Raw genomic sequence first — 16,586 nt, forward strand, 5'->3', positions numbered from 1 at the left:
GCCTGATCACACGCAGGGGAGGGAGCCAATCGATGTTGAGTAGCGATGTGAAGAGATTGTCGCCGGTGGTCCTGAGCGGCGAGGCGGTGGCGCAAGCCGCCGAAGCCAACGGCTCTGCGGCGTGGCGTCAAGCTCGTGGCGTGCTCGTCAAAGTGCTGGCGGCGGTCTATCTGGGTTTGGCCTTCGGCGTCATGCTGATCCTGTTCGGCCACGCGCTGTCGTTTTTAACCACCTGATCCCCTCTGTTCGCCGCTGTGTCAGCGGCGATTATTGGCGTCCAGCAGGCTGAGTAGTCCATGCAGCGACGCCATGTGCGGCGCAGCGATCCCCAGCGCTTCGGCGCGACGCAACGCATTGCCCAGAATCGCCTCCACCTCCAGAGGCCGTCCGGCCTCGAAATCCAACAGCATACTGGTTTTGTAGGGAACCATCTTGCGGGTGTCGGCGAGATTCTTCGCCACCACCTCCGGCTTGAGCGGACACCCCGCCGCCTCGGCGATGGCCAGCACCTCCCACATCACCGCTTCAATCAACTTCTCCGTGGGCGTATGTTCGAGCATCTGCAGGGTGTCGCTACCGCCGCTGAGCACGGAGATCGGGTTGAACGGGGCGTTCCACACCAGTTTGCGCCAACGCGCTCGCGCCACGTTGTCGGTCACCGCACAGGGCACTCCCGCCGCTTCGAACAGTTTTCCCAACGTTTGGGCGCGCTCGGAGACCCCATTGGGATAGCGTCCCATGGCCAAGCGGCCATAATCGGTGCGGGCGATGCAACCAGGTGCGGTGCGGCTGACACAGATGAAGGCCAGGGCGCTGAGTAATTCGTTGTCTGGAAACGCTTCGGCCAACGGAATTTCGGTCTCAATGCCGTTCTGTATGAGCAGGATTGTGGTCGTCGGCCCCATTTTGGGCGCGACCATTGTTGCGACGTCGATTTCCGGCAGCGCTTTGAGGGCCACCAGCATATAATCGGGCCAGCCGGGGTAGTCGGCGATGTCGTTGATGACCCGATGCGGAATGAACTGTCGCGGTTTCCCCAGGTCATCAATATGCAGGCCTTGCGTGCGCACGACGTCAAAGTCGGAGCGGCACAGCAGTGAGACTTCGGCCCCGGCCTCGGCCAGCTTGGCCCCGTAGAAACCGCCCACGGCTCCGCTGCCCACCACCAGAATGCGGGGGGCGGAAGCGGGGGCGTTGGCAGGATCTTGTGCAGTCATGGCTCTGTTCCAGTTAACGGATTGGATGCAACGGATGGGAGTGAATGTGATGAGTCAGAATCGCATGGGGCGTCGCGCGACGCCAGTGTTGAGCCTGTTGGCGGCCACCGCGCTGTTGGCCCTGGGCGCCACGCAGTTGCGCGCCGAAGACGCCGCATCCGGCTCTTCGGACAGCGTCGCCCAGGGTAAGGCGCTCTATGCAGAGGGCTGCATGACCGGCTGTCACGCCGCGCGCTTCGGCGGCGACGCCACCAAAATCTTCACTCGGACCGACCGCAAAAAGAACGACATAAAAGCCATGGCGGCCATGGTCTCCTTCTGCGCCAATCAGCTCAACACCGGTTGGTTCCCGGAGGATGAGGCGATGGTGACCGAGTACCTCAACACCGAATTCTACCACCTCACCAAGTAACCGCATCCAGCGCCTGCTGGAGGGTGTGCGCATCGGCGGCGCTGAAGGCGACCAGGATGATCCCCTCCAGCGCGTCTGGCCCCAGCAGTGCGTCAGGATTGTCCCCAATCCACTGCGCGCACGCGCGCACCGCTACCTGGGCGGCGTCGCCTTTAGGGTAGCCGTACACGCCGGTGCTGATGGCGGGGAACGCCACCGTCCGTGCATTCAACTCCCGCGCGCAGTGCAGACTGTTGCGGTAGCACGCCGCCAGCAGCGCCTCGGCGTTGCGGTCTTGATCATAGACCGGGCCCACGGTGTGGATCACCCAGCGTGCGGGCAACTCGCCGCCAGGGGTGGCCACCGCTTCGCCGATGGGCAGGCCGTCAGGGTAGCGCTCGGCGCGCAGCGCCTCGCAAGCGCGTAGGATGGCCAGTCCCCCTGCGCGGTGAATCGCGCCATCCACGCCGCCGCCGCCCAACAGCGCGCGGTTGGCGGCGTTGACGATGGCGTCCACCCGCAATGTGGTGATGTCGACCTGTTCGACGCGAATGATCCCCCTGTTTTTCCGCATATCTCACTCTCCGTTGGGCTGTGTCGCCACGCTGTGGCCATTGTCTCGCCGATGCGCCCAGGGGACAAGCGCTTTGCCTCTGATTCCGTATTGGCCCTTTGTTTGCTTCCTGTCAGATAACGCCTGCTTGTGGGCGTCAAGCGCAATGCAAACCGCTTTGCATCGCGCAATCTGAATAACGGGCAACCTAAAGAGGAGCGCGCGATGAAAGCGATCCCCTTATCACCGCCCCCGCTGCACGCCGCCGCGCACAAAATGAGTGTGACCGGCGGCGCTGCGGACAGCGGCGCGGCGGAGTATCACGGCGATTTTGAATCCGCTCTGCGCGATGCCGATGCGCAGTGGAGCAACGTGGACCCCAATGTGCTGGATAAGCCGGTGGTGGCCTATCTGCTGCGTTGGGTGCGCTCGGCGCTGACCAGCGCGCAGGAGGCGTGGTTTGGCGATGCCGAACACCCTGCCGCGACGCCACGGCAAGTGGCCGAGGGCGCGTCCCAGCCCAAGGCGGCCAGCACGGCGGCGCCTGTTGCCGCTGTGACGAAAACGCCGGAAGAGTCTGCGGCGCCGGTGATTCCCGCGCCCGCCCGCATTGTGGCCGAGCGCCTGGCCGGACCCCCCGCGCAGGGGGCGTTGACCAATCTGATGACCCAGGAGCAGGCGCAAGGGATGCGTCAGGAGATTGAACAGGCGGTGGCGGCGCTGGTGGCGCGCAACCGTCAAGCTGTTGTGGCGCAAAACAGCGCCGATGGCGACGCGCCCTACGCCAAGCTCATCGCCAAGGCCGCTGACGCCACCGGCTTGGACGCCGACTTGCTGCGCGCGGTGATTCAGACCGAGAGCGGATTCGACCCCAAAGCGGTCTCCGCCAAGGGAGCCAAAGGGTTGATGCAGTTGATGCCCGCCACTGCGCGCGAGTTGGGGGTGACCGATCCGTTCAATCCCGAACAGAACGTTATGGCCGGGGCGCGCTATCTGAAGAATCTGGTCAATCGCTATCAGGGCGAGGTGGATCTGGCGCTGGCGGCCTACAACTGGGGGATGGGCAATCTGGAGCGTCAGCCCGAGCGCATGCCCGCTGAGACCCGCGAGTACATCGCCAAAATCGACCGCCTGGTGGCCCCGGAGAACTATCAATACAGCAATGCGACGATGCTGGCTTAAGTCAGCGCGCGCACCCGTTTAACGGCTGAAACTCTCCGCTGCAGGAGCAAGCCGTTTTCGACGCCGCACGGAGGATCGTTCCCGTGCGGCGTTTTTTTTGGTCAAATTCTAATTTGGATAGTGTTGGTTTTGGCGTGGAAAGATATCGAGGGCTTTGCCCTCGAGCTCCCAAGATCAACAACCACACCGTGGGCTCCGCCCACACCCGCTGGGGGCGCGGCCCCCAGACCCCGCCGCCGACCAGTCGGCGGCCAATAGTCAGTGCAAGCTCCACCTGCGTCATGCAAACATTGGTTGCTCTGTGCTCTGGCGGGAATGGGCGCGGCGGGCCGAATTGGCGTTCGAACCCGCCGCAGGGGGAAGAGGGGCGGCGCTTAGTGCGCCGTGACCGGAATCGCGCGGGCTTTGGCTTGCTCGGCGCGGGGGATGGTGATGGTGAGCACGCCATGGGCGAACTCCGCCTCGATGCGCTGGGCGTCGAGGCCGCGCGGCAGACGAAACGCGCGCTGAAACTGGCCCCAGGGCCGCTCATTCAGACGCATCTGGGTCTTCTCCGGCAACTCCGGGGCTTTGCGTTCGGCGGCGATGGTGAGGGTCTCCTCCTCCAGATTGATCTGGATCGCCTCTTTCTCCACCCCCGGCAGGTCGACAAGGATCGCCACCGCCTGCTCATTTTCGATAATGTCCAGCGGCGCTTCGAATTCGGCGCGGCGCTTGGCGTTGGCGGCGAAGGCGCGATCAAACTCACGGTTGAAAGCGCGCAGTTCGGCAAACGGGTCAAAGCTGATCAAAGACATGGTTCGGCTCCTGTTGCTTCAAGATAAGTGTGATGTTTAACAAACCGTTGAAGCGCTTCAAGCTGCATATGGGGAGTCTTTGGATTGGGCGCAAGGGGGGCGGCGAATTTTTTTCCCCGATGGGCAATGCGCGCGTGGTCTTTGCACGCCGCCGCCGCGTATAGTAAGAACGCTTTGTGGCGTGGCGCGAATCAGTCCGTGGCGTCGTCTTATGCTCAGAGCCGCCGCACATTTATTCAACGTCAGCCTTTGTCGAGGAATCCAGGAGCCCGGCATGACCGCCCCCCACGCCCCCTCCAGCGAATTTCTGCGCAAACTGAACCGCGTCGCTTTTGGCTTTCTACTGCTGCTCAATCTGGCCGCGCTGTATCAGTTGATCTACTGCCTCACCCACGTCGGGCGTATGGGGGAGTATTTCCTCAATAACGCCGGGCTCTCCCTGGCGCTGTGTCTGCTGCTGCTGTGGGGAATTCGTCTGCGTGGCGAGCGGCGCATTCAGTTCTTCTTTGCGGCGCTGATTGGAACCCTATTTGTTTACACCGCCGAGGGGTTGGCGCTAACGGGCAAGCTGGGCGCCCAGCCGAACCGCGCCGAACTGGCGGCCAAACGGGGGCAACCCTATGATGCGCGCACGCCGTTGCAGGTGATTGACGACGCTCGGCTGGAGGGCGACGCGCTCAGTTTCGCCTTCAGCCCCTCGGAGTGGTTCGACTACCGGCGCTTGGAGCCGGAGACCTTCGCCAACATCTTCCCTTTGGGCGGCCTTTCCAATACGCCGACGCTGCTGTGCAATGAGGGGGGCGAGTACGCTCTGTTCACCGCCGATGCCCAGGGCTTCAACAATGGCGAGGCCGATCTTGCAGCGCCGCTGGCGCGGGTGCTGATTGGCGACTCCTTCACCATGGGCGACTGTGTGGCGCCGGAGCAGAATATCGCCGGGCATCTGCGCGCCGCGTTGCCGGGCGGCGTGCGCAACTTCGGCGTGCGCGGCTCCGGGCCGCTGTTTCAACTGGCGGCGTTGAGCGAATACGCCGCGCCGCTGCGGCCCAAGCGGGTCTACTGGCTCTACTATGAGGCCAACGATCTGGATGATCTGCCGCGGGAGATGGCCGACGCGCTGTTGATCCGCTATCTGCGCGAACCGGGCTTCTCGCAGAATCTGCGCGACCGCCAGGAGGAGATTGATGGGGTGTTGGGGCGCTTTTTCGCCCTGAGTGAAGAGAAGATCCGTTCCCGCGCCCAGCCGCAAAGCAAAGGGCTCAAACAGGTGGGCAAATTCCTGCGCTTGACCGCCTTGAAACAGGCGTTGGGCATTCGCCTGTTCCCGCCGGAGGCGCCCATGGCGCCGGAGGAGGGGTTGATTGAGATTCTGCAAGCGGCGCAGCAGCGGACGGCGGCCTGGGGTGGCGAGATGATCCTGGTCTATCTGCCCAGCGCCGAGCGCGCTTTCGATCAGACGCCCTCCCACGACTATCACCGTGCGCGTCTGCTACAAGCGGCGCAGGCGATGGCGCTGACGGTGCTGGACTTTACCCCGCAGTTGCAACAGGAGACGGAGCCTGAACGCCTCTTCCCGCTGGGGCTGCCGGGGCACTTCAATGGGCAAGGGTATGCGGCGGTGGCGCAGATGATCGCGGCGTACGAGAAGCGGCAGGTGGGGCAAACCGCGCAAGCGGCGCCCTGAAGAGTGGTTGGAAGAGCTGTTGGCGGCGCGCGGCGAATCAGCCGCCGCTTACCGGCGGGAAGAAGGCGATCTCATCGCTCTGGCCCACCGGGTCGGCGTCGCGGGCGTGGGCTTGGTTGACCGCCACGTGCAGATGGGGCGCGGTCAACGCCTCGGCGTAGGGCGCGCCCAGTTGGCCCAAGTGACGGCGCAGGGAGGCTACATCGGTCACTGTGGCGGGCAGCGGCAACTCTTCAGCGCCGCGACCCATCGCCTCCCGCACCGAGGCGAAATAGAGCAGTTTGGCCATCCGTCGCCGCGCTCAGAAGGGCAGGTGCAGACGCAGGGTGGCGGCGTCGTCGGCTTGGGAGGCGAAACCCGCTTCGGCGGAGTCGCGGTCATGCCGCCACTCCAGCGCCAGCGCGGCGCTGTTCATCAGCGAGAAGCTCAAACCGGCGGTGAAGCGATCCTCCGGGGCGTTGATCAATCCCGGCGCGCCGCCGCTGCCCTGATAGCCCAGCGCCACCAGGGTGTCCAGCCCGCCCAGGCCGAAGGCGTAGCCCAACTCCGCGCCCCAGGTGCGCGGACGCGCGCCGTCAAACAGGGTGGGGCTCTCCACCGGACTGATGGCGGCGGCCACCTGGCCGGAGAGGGAGAAACCGCCCAGATTGAGCGAACCGCGGGCGCTCACGCCGGAGGCCTCCTCCAGACGCAGGGCGGAGTCGTCCACCACAAAGCGCGCTTCGCCCAGATCGAAGTTGAGCAGGGAGGGTTCGTTCAGGCTTTCAGCCTGTTCGGGGGTTGCGGCCACCATGCGGTTGAGTTGGTCCTGTCGCGCCGTCAGATCCAGTTTGATGCGCTCGGGCGCCAGCAACAGTTCCGCGCCTTGGGCGTGGACGGTGGCGGCGCTCATCAGCGCAATCAGGCTGGCGGTGATGGTGAGGGTGGCGCAACGACGGACAAACATGACTCTCTCTCCTGCATGGCGCGCTCGGAAAACGCGGCGCAAACGACGCTTCCCAATAGGGAAATACGCAAAATCCATTATTCCTCAATCCGTCCTGCAAAGGAACCAAAAAGCGCGCGCAATCGCCTCTTCTTGCGCGCAAGATTTGTTCTGAATGCGCGTAGATCTGGCGATTTTTGTTGCGCGCCTCGGCGCGTTTGGGTAGACTCGCGCCTTTTTTCCGATCTTGCGTTTCTTGAACCGATGCAGGCGCAAGGCGGCGGAAGGGTGGAGAGCATGGCCGAGGCGGCGCACAGCGACGAGACGGTGCGAATTCTGATTTTTGGCGACGTTGTCGGTCGTCCGGGACGTCGCGCGCTCAAGGAACACCTGCCCACCTTGCGCAAAACCCACTGCGCCGACGCCGTCATCGTCAATGGCGAGAACGCCGCCGCCGGCATCGGCGTCACCCCCGACACCGCCGAAGAGCTGTTCGCCGCCGGCGCCGATCTGATCACCAGCGGCAACCACGTCTGGCGCTACCGCGACATCCACGAATATATGGGGCGACAACGTCGTCTGCTGCGGCCGATGAACTATCCGCCCGGCGCCCCCGGTCATGGACACGGCGTGTTTCAGACCGATGGCGGCGTACGCATCGGCGTACTCAATCTCATTGGCCGGGTCTTTATGGAGCCGGTGGATTGCCCCTTCCGCGCCGCCGACGCTTTTCTGGACAAAATCTCCCTGGGCCGCGAGGCCGACGTCATCATCGTTGACATGCACGCCGAAGCCACCTCTGAGAAGGTGGCCATGGGGCGCTATCTGGACGGCCGCGTCTCCGCCGTGGTGGGCACCCATACCCACATTCCCACCGCCGACCACCGCGTGCTGGCTGGGGGCTGCGGCTACATGACCGATCTGGGCATGACCGGCTGCTATGAGTCGGTTATCGGCATGGAGCTGGACAGCGTGCTACCGCGTTTTACCAGCAAGCTCCCCAGCCGCTTTGAAGCGGCGCAGGGGGAGGCCAGCATCAGCGGCGCGTTGATTGTGGTCAATCGGCGCACCGGGCGTTGTGAGTCGATCCAACCGGTGCGGCGCGGGCCCGATCTGGACGCCACGCCGGACCCGTTGTAAGAGATCCCCTCGCTGTGGCGGGGGCGGATTAAACTGAAACGCGCGCGAGTCGCGCTTGTGTTCATCCTACTGTGGGAAGAAAGACATGGAACGAGGCGAGAAGCTGTACGAAGGCAAGGCCAAGGTGCTGTTCGCCACCGAAGACCCCAACTTGTTGATTCAATACTTCAAGGACGACGCCACCGCGTTCAACGGCGTGAAGAAGGGGACCATCGCCGACAAGGGGGTGCTCAACAATCTGATCTCCACCCGCCTGTTCACCATTCTGGAGGCGGTGGGCATCCCCACCCACCTGGAGGAGCGCCTGAGCGACCGCGAGCAGTTGGTGCACCGCGTCAACATCCTCCCGGTGGAGGTGGTGGTGCGCAACCTGGTGGCCGGCTCCATGGCCAAGCGTCTGGGCATGGAAGAGGGAACCCCGCTGCCGCGTCCGGTGGTGGAGTTCTACCACAAGTCCGACGAACTGGATGACCCCATGGTCACCGTGGACCATATCGAGGTGTTCGGCTGGGCCAAGGAGCGCGAAATCGAAGAGATGATGGAGTACGCGCACCGCATCAACGACGTGCTCATCGCCTACTTCGCCAATATCGATATCCGTCTGGTGGACTACAAACTGGAGTTCGGCCGTCTGGCCACCAACCCCAGCGAGCTGGTGCTGGCCGACGAGATCTCCCCCGACAGCTGCCGTCTGTGGGATCTGCACACCAACGAGAAGCTGGACAAGGACCGCTTCCGTCGCGACCTGGGCGGGGTCGAGGAGGCCTACCAGCAGGTGGTGGAGCGCATGGGCTTGAAGCGCTGATCCGCGCAGCGAAATAGTAGGGATTTGCAACGCCCCCGGTGACCCGGGGGCGTTTTTGTTTTACTCTATCGCAGCCCGTATTTTCCCAATTTTTCGATAGAGGTCATCATGGGGGATCCCCTGATTCTCAATCTGCCCGGCGCGGCGGCGTTCTCGGCGTTTCGTTTGGACAAACTGCTGGCTCAGTGCCGCGCGCAGATGCCGCAACTGAGCGGCCTGCAGGCGCGCTTTGCGCATCTGGTCTACCTGAACGCGCCGCTGGACGAGACCCAGACGCAGACCCTGGAAGCGCTGCTCACTTACGGCCCGCGCGAAGCCGAGAGCGCGCCGTTTGCGCCCCAGGCGTGGGTCACCCCCCGTTTTGGAACCACCTCGCCGTGGTCCAGCAAGGCCACCGATATCGCTCGCCGCTGCGGCCTGGATGCGGTGATCCGCATTGAGCGCGCGGTGGCGTGGCGCTTTGAGGGCTCCCCCGCCGACGCCGAGACCCTGGCTCCCATTCTGCCGCTGCTGCACGACCGCATGACCCAGGCGGTGACCTTTGAGCAGCCCGCCCTGGCGGGACTGTTCGCCCAGCACGATCCGGGCCCGTTGCGGGTGGTGGATGCGCTGGGGCGCGGCGCCGAGGCGATTCGCGAAGCCAATATTCAATGGGGCCTGGCGCTGTCGGAAGATGAGATCGACTATCTGGCCGAACGCTTCGGTCTGGCCGGGCGCAACCCCACCGACGTCGAACTGATGATGTTCGCCCAGGCCAATTCCGAACACTGCCGCCACAAGATTTTCAACGCCGACTGGATCATCGACGACGTGGAGCAGGGGCGCAGTCTCTTCTCCATGATCCGCAACACCCACGAACTGGCCCCCGAAGGCACCATCGTCGCCTATTCGGACAACTCCTCGGTGATCGCGGGCGGGCCGGGCAACCGCTTCCACCCCGATACCGATAGCGGCGTCTATCGTGAACATGAGGAGACCACCCACATCCTCATGAAGGTGGAGACCCACAACCACCCCACCGCCATCTCGCCCTATCCCGGCGCCGCCACCGGCTCCGGCGGCGAGATCCGCGACGAGGGCGCCACCGGCCAGGGCTCCACGCCCAAAGCGGGCCTGACCGGCTTTTCCGTCTCCAACCTCAATCTGCCCGATCTGCCGCAGCCGTGGGAGAAGCCCTACGGCAAGCCCGATCGCATCGTCACGCCGCTGCAGATCATGCTGGAGGGGCCCATCGGCGGCGCCGCGTTCAACAACGAATTTGGCCGCCCCAACATCTGCGGCTACTTCCGCACCTACGAGCAGGAGTTCTTCGGCGAGATGCGCGGCTACCACAAGCCGATCATGATCGCCGGGGGCTTGGGCAACATCAGCGCCGTGCACGTCTATAAGAAGCCCCTGCGCGAGGGCGACCTGATCATCCAGCTGGGTGGCCCGGCCATGCTCATCGGTCTGGGCGGCGGCGCCGCCTCCAGCCAGACCAGCGGCGCCGGCTGCGAGCAGTTGGACTTCGCCTCGGTGCAGCGCGACAACGCCGAGATGGAGCGGCGCTGCCAGGAGGTGATCAACCGCTGCTGGCAGTTGGGCGACTTCAACCCCATCCGTAGCATCCACGACGTCGGCGCGGGCGGTCTGTCCAACGCCGTGCCGGAGTTGATTCACGACGGCGGCGTGGGCGGGCGCTTCGACCTGACCAGCGTGCCCAACGCCGATGCGGGCATGTCGCCCATGGAGGTGTGGTGCAACGAGGCCCAAGAGCGCTACGTGCTGGCCATCTGCGCCGATGACCGCGCCGCCTTCGACGCCATCTGCGCCCGCGAGCGCTGCCCATGGGCGGTGCTGGGCGAGGCCACCGGCGAGCAGCGCTTGCTGCTCACCAACGCCGCCAGCGGCGAGACCTGTATCGACATGCCGCTGGAGACCCTGCTGGGCAAGCCGCCGCGCATGGTGCGCAACGTCGCCGCCCTCAAGCGCGAAGGCCCGGCGGTGAACATTCCGCCGGAGGTTCCGTTGGCGGAGATGGTCAAGCGGGTGCTACAGCTGCCCGCCGTGGCCGACAAGAGCTTCCTCATCACCATCGGCGACCGCAGCGTCACCGGTCTGATCGCCCGCGACCCCATGGTGGGGCCGTGGCAGGTTCCGGTGGCCGATGCAGCGGTGACCCTGCGCGGTTACGACGGTTTCACTGGCGAGGCCATGGCCATGGGCGAGCGCACGCCGCTGGCGCTGATCAGCGGCCCGGCCTCGGCGCGCATGGCCATCGGCGAGGCGTTGACCAACATCCTTGCCGCCGACATCGAGCAGATTGGCGATGTGAAGCTCTCGGCCAACTGGATGGCCCCGGCTGGGCACCCCGGCGAGGACGCCAACCTCTACGCCACGGTCAAGGCCGTGGGGCTGGAGCTGTGCCCGGCGCTGGGGATCAGCATCCCGGTGGGCAAGGATTCCATGTCCATGAAGACCGTGTGGTCGGATGAAGACGGCGATAAAGCGGTCACCGCGCCGCTGTCGCTGATCATCTCGGCGTTTGCGCCGGTGCGCGACGCCAGCATCACGTTGACGCCGCAACTGCGCGACGATGTGGGCGAGACCCGCCTGCTGCTGGTGGATCTGGGCGGCGGCAAGAATCGTCTGGGCGGTTCGGCGTTGGCGCAGACCTTCCGTCAGGTGGGATTGCACGCCACCGATCTGGAGAACCCTGAGGCCCTGAAGAACTTCTTTACCGCCATGGTGGGGCTCAAGCGTTCGGGCAAAATTCTCGCCTACCACGACCGCTCCGATGGCGGTCTGCTGGCGGCGGCGTGTGAAATGGCCTTCGTCAGCAACCGGGGCGTGACCATCGAACTGAGCGGCCATGACGCCGAAGCGCCGGTCTCAGCGCTCTTCTCCGAGGAGTTGGGCGCGCTGCTGCAGATTCGCGCTGACGATCTGGGCGCGGTGAAAGAGGCGCTGCAGGGGTGCGGGCGGATTATTCCCATCGGTCGCCCCAACGACGCCGACGAAATCCGCATCACCCGGGGCGAAGAGGTGCTGTATCAGGCTCCCCGCGTTGAGTTGCGTCGCTTGTGGTCGGCCACCAGCCATCAGATGCAGGCGTTGCGCGACAATCCCCGCTGCGCCGATGAGGCCTTCGACGCCCTGCTGGACGCCGATGATCCCGGTCTCAATGGCGCGTCCCTGAGTTTTGATCCGCAGGAGTCGGTGGCGGCGCCCTTTATCGCCAGCGGCGCGCGCCCGGCGGTGGCGATTCTGCGCGAACAGGGGGTCAACGGCCATGTGGAGATGGCCGCAGCGTTCCATCGCGCCGGTTTCGAAGCGGTGGACGTGACCATGGCGGCGCTGGATGAGGGCGAGCGCGATCTGACCCAATTCGCCGGGCTGGTGGCGTGCGGCGGCTTCTCCTTTGGCGACGTGCTGGGCGCGGGCGAGGGGTGGGCCAAGTCGATCCGCTTCAATCTGCGTCTGCGCGAGATGTTCCAGGCCTTCTTCCACCGTCCCGACAGCTTCTCGCTGGGGGTGTGCAACGGCTGCCAGATGATGGCCACGCTGCATGAGCTGATCCCCGGCGCCGATAACTGGCCGCGCTTTGTGCGCAATGACTCCGAACAGTTCGAGGCGCGTCTGACCCTGGTGGAGGTGCTGGAGTCGCCATCGCTGTTCCTGCGCGATATGGTCGGCTCGCGTCTGCCGGTGACGGTGGCCCACGGTGAGGGCCGCGCCGAGTTTCTCAATGAGGCGGGGCCGCAGACGCTGCTGGAGAGCGGGCAGGCGGCGCTGCGCTATGTGACCGGACGCGGCGCGCCTGCGACCAGTTATCCAGCCAACCCTAATGGCTCGCCGCTGGGGCTCACCGGGGTCACCAGCGCCGATGGCCGCGCAACCATCATGATGCCGCACCCGGAGCGCATCTTCCGTGGCGTGCAGCACAGTTGGAAGCCGGTGGCGTGGGACGCCGAGCGCGGTCCCTGGCTGCGCATGTTTGAAAACGCCCGCCGCGCCCTGGGTTAACCAAAGAGCGGATGCAGCTTTCACTGAGGCAGCGGTCAATGAGCAAAACGCGGAAAATCGTGGCGAGTGTTGGCGCTCTGGTGGGGGTTGTGGGCGTATCGAGCGCCGTGGCGCAGGGGTTTGGCGGTCCGCCGCAAGCCTCGTTTGACGCCTGCCGCAATCAAGCGGAAGGGGCCAGTTGTCAGTTTCAGGAGCCGCGCGGCAATCGCACCTTGCGCGGCAACTGCATCAATCGCGGGCCGGGGCTGCACTGCGTGCCCAAGGAGATGCAGGGCTTCGATCCCGGACGCGGAGGCATGAACCAGGGCTTTGGCCGCATGGGGCAGGGGTCGTCGAGTTTTGGCGGGCCGGGCATGGGCTCCCGTGGCGGCATGATGGGCCAAAATATGCGTGGCGGCCAGGGCGGCGGCTTGGACGCCAACGGCAACGACGCCACCGGCATGGCCGGGAGCAACATCACCTTCCAATCCGCGCCGGTTCCCGTCAAGCGCGGCAAAGCGCAGTCGTTCCGGCTTCCCAACGGTCAGACCCACTGGTATGAGGCGGTCTACACGCCCCAGGGCGGGATCAACTGGTCCCAGGCCAAAGCTCTGGCCGAGCAGGCGGGCGGCTACCTGGTCACCCTGCATTCGCACCAGGAGAACGATTTTGTCTTTGGCCTGATCCAGGATCGCAAGTATTGGTACGGCTGGGACTCCAGCCACAATGGGGTGATGAACGGCCCCTTTATCGGCGCCTATCAGCCACAGGGCGCGCGCGAGCCCGACGGCGGCTGGCGTTGGGTCAGCGGCGAGCCGTGGTCCTATACCAACTGGGCTTATGACGGCATGCCCGGGGATAAGGATCCGCGACCCAACACCCAGCCCAACGACTCCACCGGCAATCAGAACGTGGCGGCGTTTGGCGAGGTCAACATCCCCGTGGCCACGTGGGGCGACTTCCCCCACCGCTTCAGCTCCTATCGCTCGCCATTTGACGGCAAAGCCTATGGCTTCGTCATCGAATATAATGCCGAGCCACAATAGCCCTGAGCCGTTTGGCGCGCGCGGCGCTTCCGCTCCTTGAAGCGCCGCGCGCGACCTGATACTTTGCCAGCCTGCTGGCAAGCGTTTTCGGCCTGCGTCCAGCAGGGCTCACTGCTCGTTAAGCGAGTGGAAAACGCACACTCTTCGTATCGCAGACGTTATGCGCGCCCTATTTGCTGACATCACGTTTTTTACAAAGATCTCACCCCCGCTTCGCCATATCCCCTTTCAATTCCTGCAAAAAGCGATTTTATCGCCGATTGGCGCGGTTATCGTTGCAATTGGCGGTGAGGGTGTGTGTAATGGTTCTTGTTTGTCGTCAATAATGTTGGCGTGTCAACAATCAGCCCTGGATCTGACCTCAAAGGATCTGTTGGGGAGTCTGTTATGAAATCACTGAAAATCTCCACCATGATGGCGCTTGGCTTTGGCGTGCTGATTGTGCTGATGTTGGGTGTGGCGCTGTTTGCCTATAGCGGCCTGTCCACCGGCCAGGATGGGTTCGTCACCTACCGGGGATTGGCGCGACAGACCAATCTGGCCGGGCGGCTGCAGGCCAACATGTTGATGCTGCGGCTAAATGTGAAGGACTTCAACATCACTGGCAGTGATCAGGATGTGGAGCAGTATGAGTTCTATCGCCAGCGCATGGAGGAGTTCCTCAAGAACGCGCTGGAGGATATTGACGACCCCAAACGCTTGGCGCTGATCAAGCAGGTGAATGATGAGATCGGCGAATATAAAGCGGGCTTCCAACAGGTGGTGGCGTTTCGCGACGCGCGCAACGACCTGGTGTTCAAACAGATGGACCCTAACGGCTTGGCCATGCGCGAAGAGCTCACGGCGATCATGAAGTCCGCCTATGAGGATGGCGATGCGGCGGCGGCCTATTTCGCCGGTCGGGCGCAAGAGCATGTGCTGCTGGGGCGTCTGTATGCCGCCAAGTTCCTCAAAGAGAATCAGGACGCCGACCTGGAGCGCGCCTCCCAAGAGCTGGTGGAGAATCTGGAGCCGTTGGCGCAGACGCTGGATCGCGAGCTGCAGAACCCGGAAAGACGCCGCTTGCTCGCGGAGTTCACCACTCATCGCGCGGCCTATATCAAAGGTTTGGTCGGAGTGGCCGACATCATTAAGCAGCGCAATGACATCATCCACAATACGCTGGACCGCATCGGCCCGGCTGTGGCCAAGCACGCCGAGGAGGTCAAACTCTCCATCAAGGCCGATCAGGATGAGTTGGGACCGCGATTGCAAGCCAACAACGCCAGCACCGTGACCCTGATCCTGATCGTGACCTTCGCGGCGCTGTTGGCTGGAGTGGGTATTGCGCTCTACATCACCCGTGCGGTGATGCGGCCGCTTGGGGCGGAACCGCTGCCGCTGGCGGAGCTGGTGGGGCGGGTGAGCCAAGGGGATCTGAGCGTGCAGGTGCAGGTGAAACCGGGGGATACGGTGAGCCTTAACGCCGCCATGGCGAAAATGGTCAGCGCGCTGCGCGAAATCGTCGGCAACATCCACGCCAGCATTGGCGTGTTGCACACCTCCTCCGAGCAGCTCTCCAAGGTCTCCGGGGAGCTCAACGTGGGCGCTGAGATCATGACCGAGCGCTCCGGCGACGTGAGCCAGGCTTCGGATACTCTGCGTGAGAACATGAACGCCGTGGCCAGCGCCATGGAGCAGGCTGAGCAGGCCATGAGCAGCATCACCGCCGCCGCCGAGCAGGCCAGCGTGAACATGAACACCATCAGCGCCGCCAGCGAGGAGGCCGCCACCAATCTCTCCACCGTGGCCGCCGCCAGCGAGGAGGCCAGCACCTCACAAGAGGCGGTGCGCGGTTCGGTGGAGCGCTCCTCGGCCAACGTGCGCGACGTGGCCAGCGCCATTACCGGCATCAACGCCTCCCTCAACGGGGTGCGTCAGGAGTGCGAAAACGCCAGCAAAGGGGCGCGTCAGGCGCGTGAGTCCGCCGCCGCCAACCGTACGGTGATGGAGGAGTTGATTCGCTCCTCCAAAGAGATTGGCAAAGTGGTCAACGTGATCAAAAACATCGCCGACCAGACCAATATGCTGGCGCTCAACGCCTCCATCGAAGCGGCGGGGGCTGGTGAGGCGGGCAAGGGCTTTGCGGTGGTGGCCAACGAGGTCAAGGAGTTGGCCAAGCAGTCCGGCGAGGCCACCGATATGATCTCCAAAAATGTCGCCTCCATTCAAAAGCAGGCCGGGGAGGTGGAGACCCGCGCCGAACAGGTGAATGATCGCATCCGCAAGGTGGAGGAGGCCAACGACTCCATTTTGAACTCGGTGGATGATCAGAGCGGCGTGATGGCGGAGATCAGCGAGGCGATGGAGCAGGTCTCGCAAGAGAACAATGAGGTGACCATGCAGGTGGCGCAATCCACCGAAGGCATTCGTGAGGTCACCACCAATGTGTCGGAGATCTCTGCGGGCATCTCCGAGGTGACGCGCAATGTGAGCGAGGCTTCGGGCGGCATTCAGGAGATGGCGCGCTCGGTGGCGGATGCCTCGCGCGGCAATTCGGAGATCGGCGTGAAGGTGGATCATACCGTTCAGGTCACCAATAACGTGGCCAGCGCCGTGGGCGAGGTGACCCGTTCGGCGGAGAGCGTGGTCACTTTCAGCCAAACCGTGTGCAAGAAGTCCGAAGAGATGCGCAAGATCGCCGATGATTTGGGCGTGATGATGGGACGCTTTACGCTCTAGCGCCGCGGGAGGTCTGGCGCGCGGACGTCAGCTCCCGGACAGCATCTCTGTGTCTGCAGATCGCCCAGGGTTCGCGCCGCAACCCTGGGCGATCTGTTTTGACGGGTGTGGGAAAGCAACGGATTCGAGCGCGAATTGTGC

The 16,586-nt window shown here is 64.1% G+C and carries 14 protein-coding genes; 9 read left to right on the forward strand and 5 right to left on the reverse strand.

Translation table 11 applies throughout. The features are described 5' to 3' along the window. Positions 1–32 precede the first annotated feature (32 nt). Entirely contained in the window at positions 33–236 is a 204-nt protein-coding gene (locus MAIT1_RS14820) for a hypothetical protein (RefSeq protein WP_085444343.1), read from the forward strand. 21 nt (positions 237–257) lie between these two features. On the opposite strand, the gene MAIT1_RS14825 is transcribed toward MAIT1_RS14820, so the two are convergent. Then, positions 258–1,217, reverse strand: a complete 960-nt coding sequence (locus tag MAIT1_RS14825; RefSeq protein WP_085444344.1) for a ketopantoate reductase family protein — start codon at positions 1,215–1,217, stop codon at positions 258–260. A 49-nt stretch (positions 1,218–1,266) separates the two neighbouring features. Here MAIT1_RS14825 and MAIT1_RS14830 point away from each other — a divergent pair, with 49 nt between their 5' ends. Beyond that, positions 1,267–1,629 carry a cytochrome c gene (locus tag MAIT1_RS14830; RefSeq protein WP_143814867.1) on the forward strand — a complete coding sequence of 121 codons (363 nt, stop codon included), beginning with the start codon at positions 1,267–1,269 and terminating at the stop codon, positions 1,627–1,629. On the opposite strand, the gene MAIT1_RS14835 is transcribed toward MAIT1_RS14830, so the two are convergent. Beyond that, on the reverse strand, positions 1,619–2,182 hold the full coding sequence (locus MAIT1_RS14835; RefSeq protein WP_085444346.1) for an O-acetyl-ADP-ribose deacetylase: 564 nt from the start codon (positions 2,180–2,182) through the stop codon (positions 1,619–1,621). The two genes, MAIT1_RS14830 and MAIT1_RS14835, sit on opposite strands and share 11 nt — an antisense overlap. 204 nt (positions 2,183–2,386) lie before the next feature. Between MAIT1_RS14835 and MAIT1_RS22075 the strand changes: the two genes are divergently transcribed. Continuing rightward, positions 2,387–3,343, forward strand: coding sequence for a lytic transglycosylase domain-containing protein (locus MAIT1_RS22075; RefSeq protein ID WP_198947910.1), 957 nt, complete (start codon positions 2,387–2,389; stop codon positions 3,341–3,343). 374 nt (positions 3,344–3,717) lie between these two features. On the opposite strand, the gene MAIT1_RS14845 is transcribed toward MAIT1_RS22075, so the two are convergent. Next, the gene (locus MAIT1_RS14845) at positions 3,718–4,140 is read right to left on the reverse strand and encodes an Hsp20/alpha crystallin family protein (RefSeq protein WP_085444347.1); all 423 of its coding nucleotides are present in this window, start codon (positions 4,138–4,140) and stop codon (positions 3,718–3,720) included. A gap of 274 nt (positions 4,141–4,414) precedes the next feature. Between MAIT1_RS14845 and MAIT1_RS14850 the strand changes: the two genes are divergently transcribed. Further along, positions 4,415–5,824, forward strand: a complete 1,410-nt coding sequence (locus MAIT1_RS14850; protein ID WP_085444348.1) for a hypothetical protein — start codon at positions 4,415–4,417, stop codon at positions 5,822–5,824. Positions 5,825–5,861: 37 nt separating this feature from the next. Here MAIT1_RS14850 and moaD read toward each other — a convergent pair whose 3' ends face one another. Both moaD and MAIT1_RS14860 read right to left on the reverse strand, forming a co-directional pair. Further along, the gene (gene moaD / locus MAIT1_RS14855) at positions 5,862–6,113 is read right to left on the reverse strand and encodes a molybdopterin converting factor subunit 1 (RefSeq protein WP_085444349.1); all 252 of its coding nucleotides are present in this window, start codon (positions 6,111–6,113) and stop codon (positions 5,862–5,864) included. Positions 6,114–6,125: 12 nt separating this feature from the next. Next, a complete protein-coding gene (locus tag MAIT1_RS14860) occupies positions 6,126–6,770 on the reverse strand; it encodes a hypothetical protein (protein ID WP_085444350.1) in 645 nt (214 codons plus the stop codon). A 276-nt stretch (positions 6,771–7,046) separates the two neighbouring features. Between MAIT1_RS14860 and MAIT1_RS14865 the strand changes: the two genes are divergently transcribed. The 5 genes from MAIT1_RS14865 to MAIT1_RS14885 all read left to right on the forward strand — a co-directional run bounded on the left by MAIT1_RS14865 (position 7,047) and on the right by MAIT1_RS14885 (position 16,445). Further along, positions 7,047–7,889 carry a TIGR00282 family metallophosphoesterase gene (locus MAIT1_RS14865; RefSeq protein WP_143814945.1) on the forward strand — a complete coding sequence of 281 codons (843 nt, stop codon included), beginning with the start codon at positions 7,047–7,049 and terminating at the stop codon, positions 7,887–7,889. 85 nt (positions 7,890–7,974) lie between these two features. After that, positions 7,975–8,694: a phosphoribosylaminoimidazolesuccinocarboxamide synthase gene (gene purC / locus MAIT1_RS14870; protein ID WP_085444351.1), complete on the forward strand. Its 720-nt coding sequence runs from the start codon at positions 7,975–7,977 to the stop codon at positions 8,692–8,694. Positions 8,695–8,802: 108 nt separating this feature from the next. Beyond that, on the forward strand, positions 8,803–12,699 hold the full coding sequence (purL, locus tag MAIT1_RS14875; protein ID WP_198947911.1) for a phosphoribosylformylglycinamidine synthase: 3,897 nt from the start codon (positions 8,803–8,805) through the stop codon (positions 12,697–12,699). A gap of 38 nt (positions 12,700–12,737) precedes the next feature. Beyond that, a complete protein-coding gene (locus MAIT1_RS14880; RefSeq protein WP_085444352.1) occupies positions 12,738–13,724 on the forward strand; it encodes a lectin-like protein in 987 nt (328 codons plus the stop codon). 387 nt (positions 13,725–14,111) lie between these two features. Further along, positions 14,112–16,445: a HAMP domain-containing methyl-accepting chemotaxis protein gene (locus MAIT1_RS14885; protein WP_085444353.1), complete on the forward strand. Its 2,334-nt coding sequence runs from the start codon at positions 14,112–14,114 to the stop codon at positions 16,443–16,445. Positions 16,446–16,586: the final 141 nt, after the last annotated feature.

It is taken from the genome of Magnetofaba australis IT-1, from assembly GCF_002109495.1.
GTDB classification, from domain to species: domain Bacteria; phylum Pseudomonadota; class Magnetococcia; order Magnetococcales; family Magnetococcaceae; genus Magnetofaba; species Magnetofaba australis.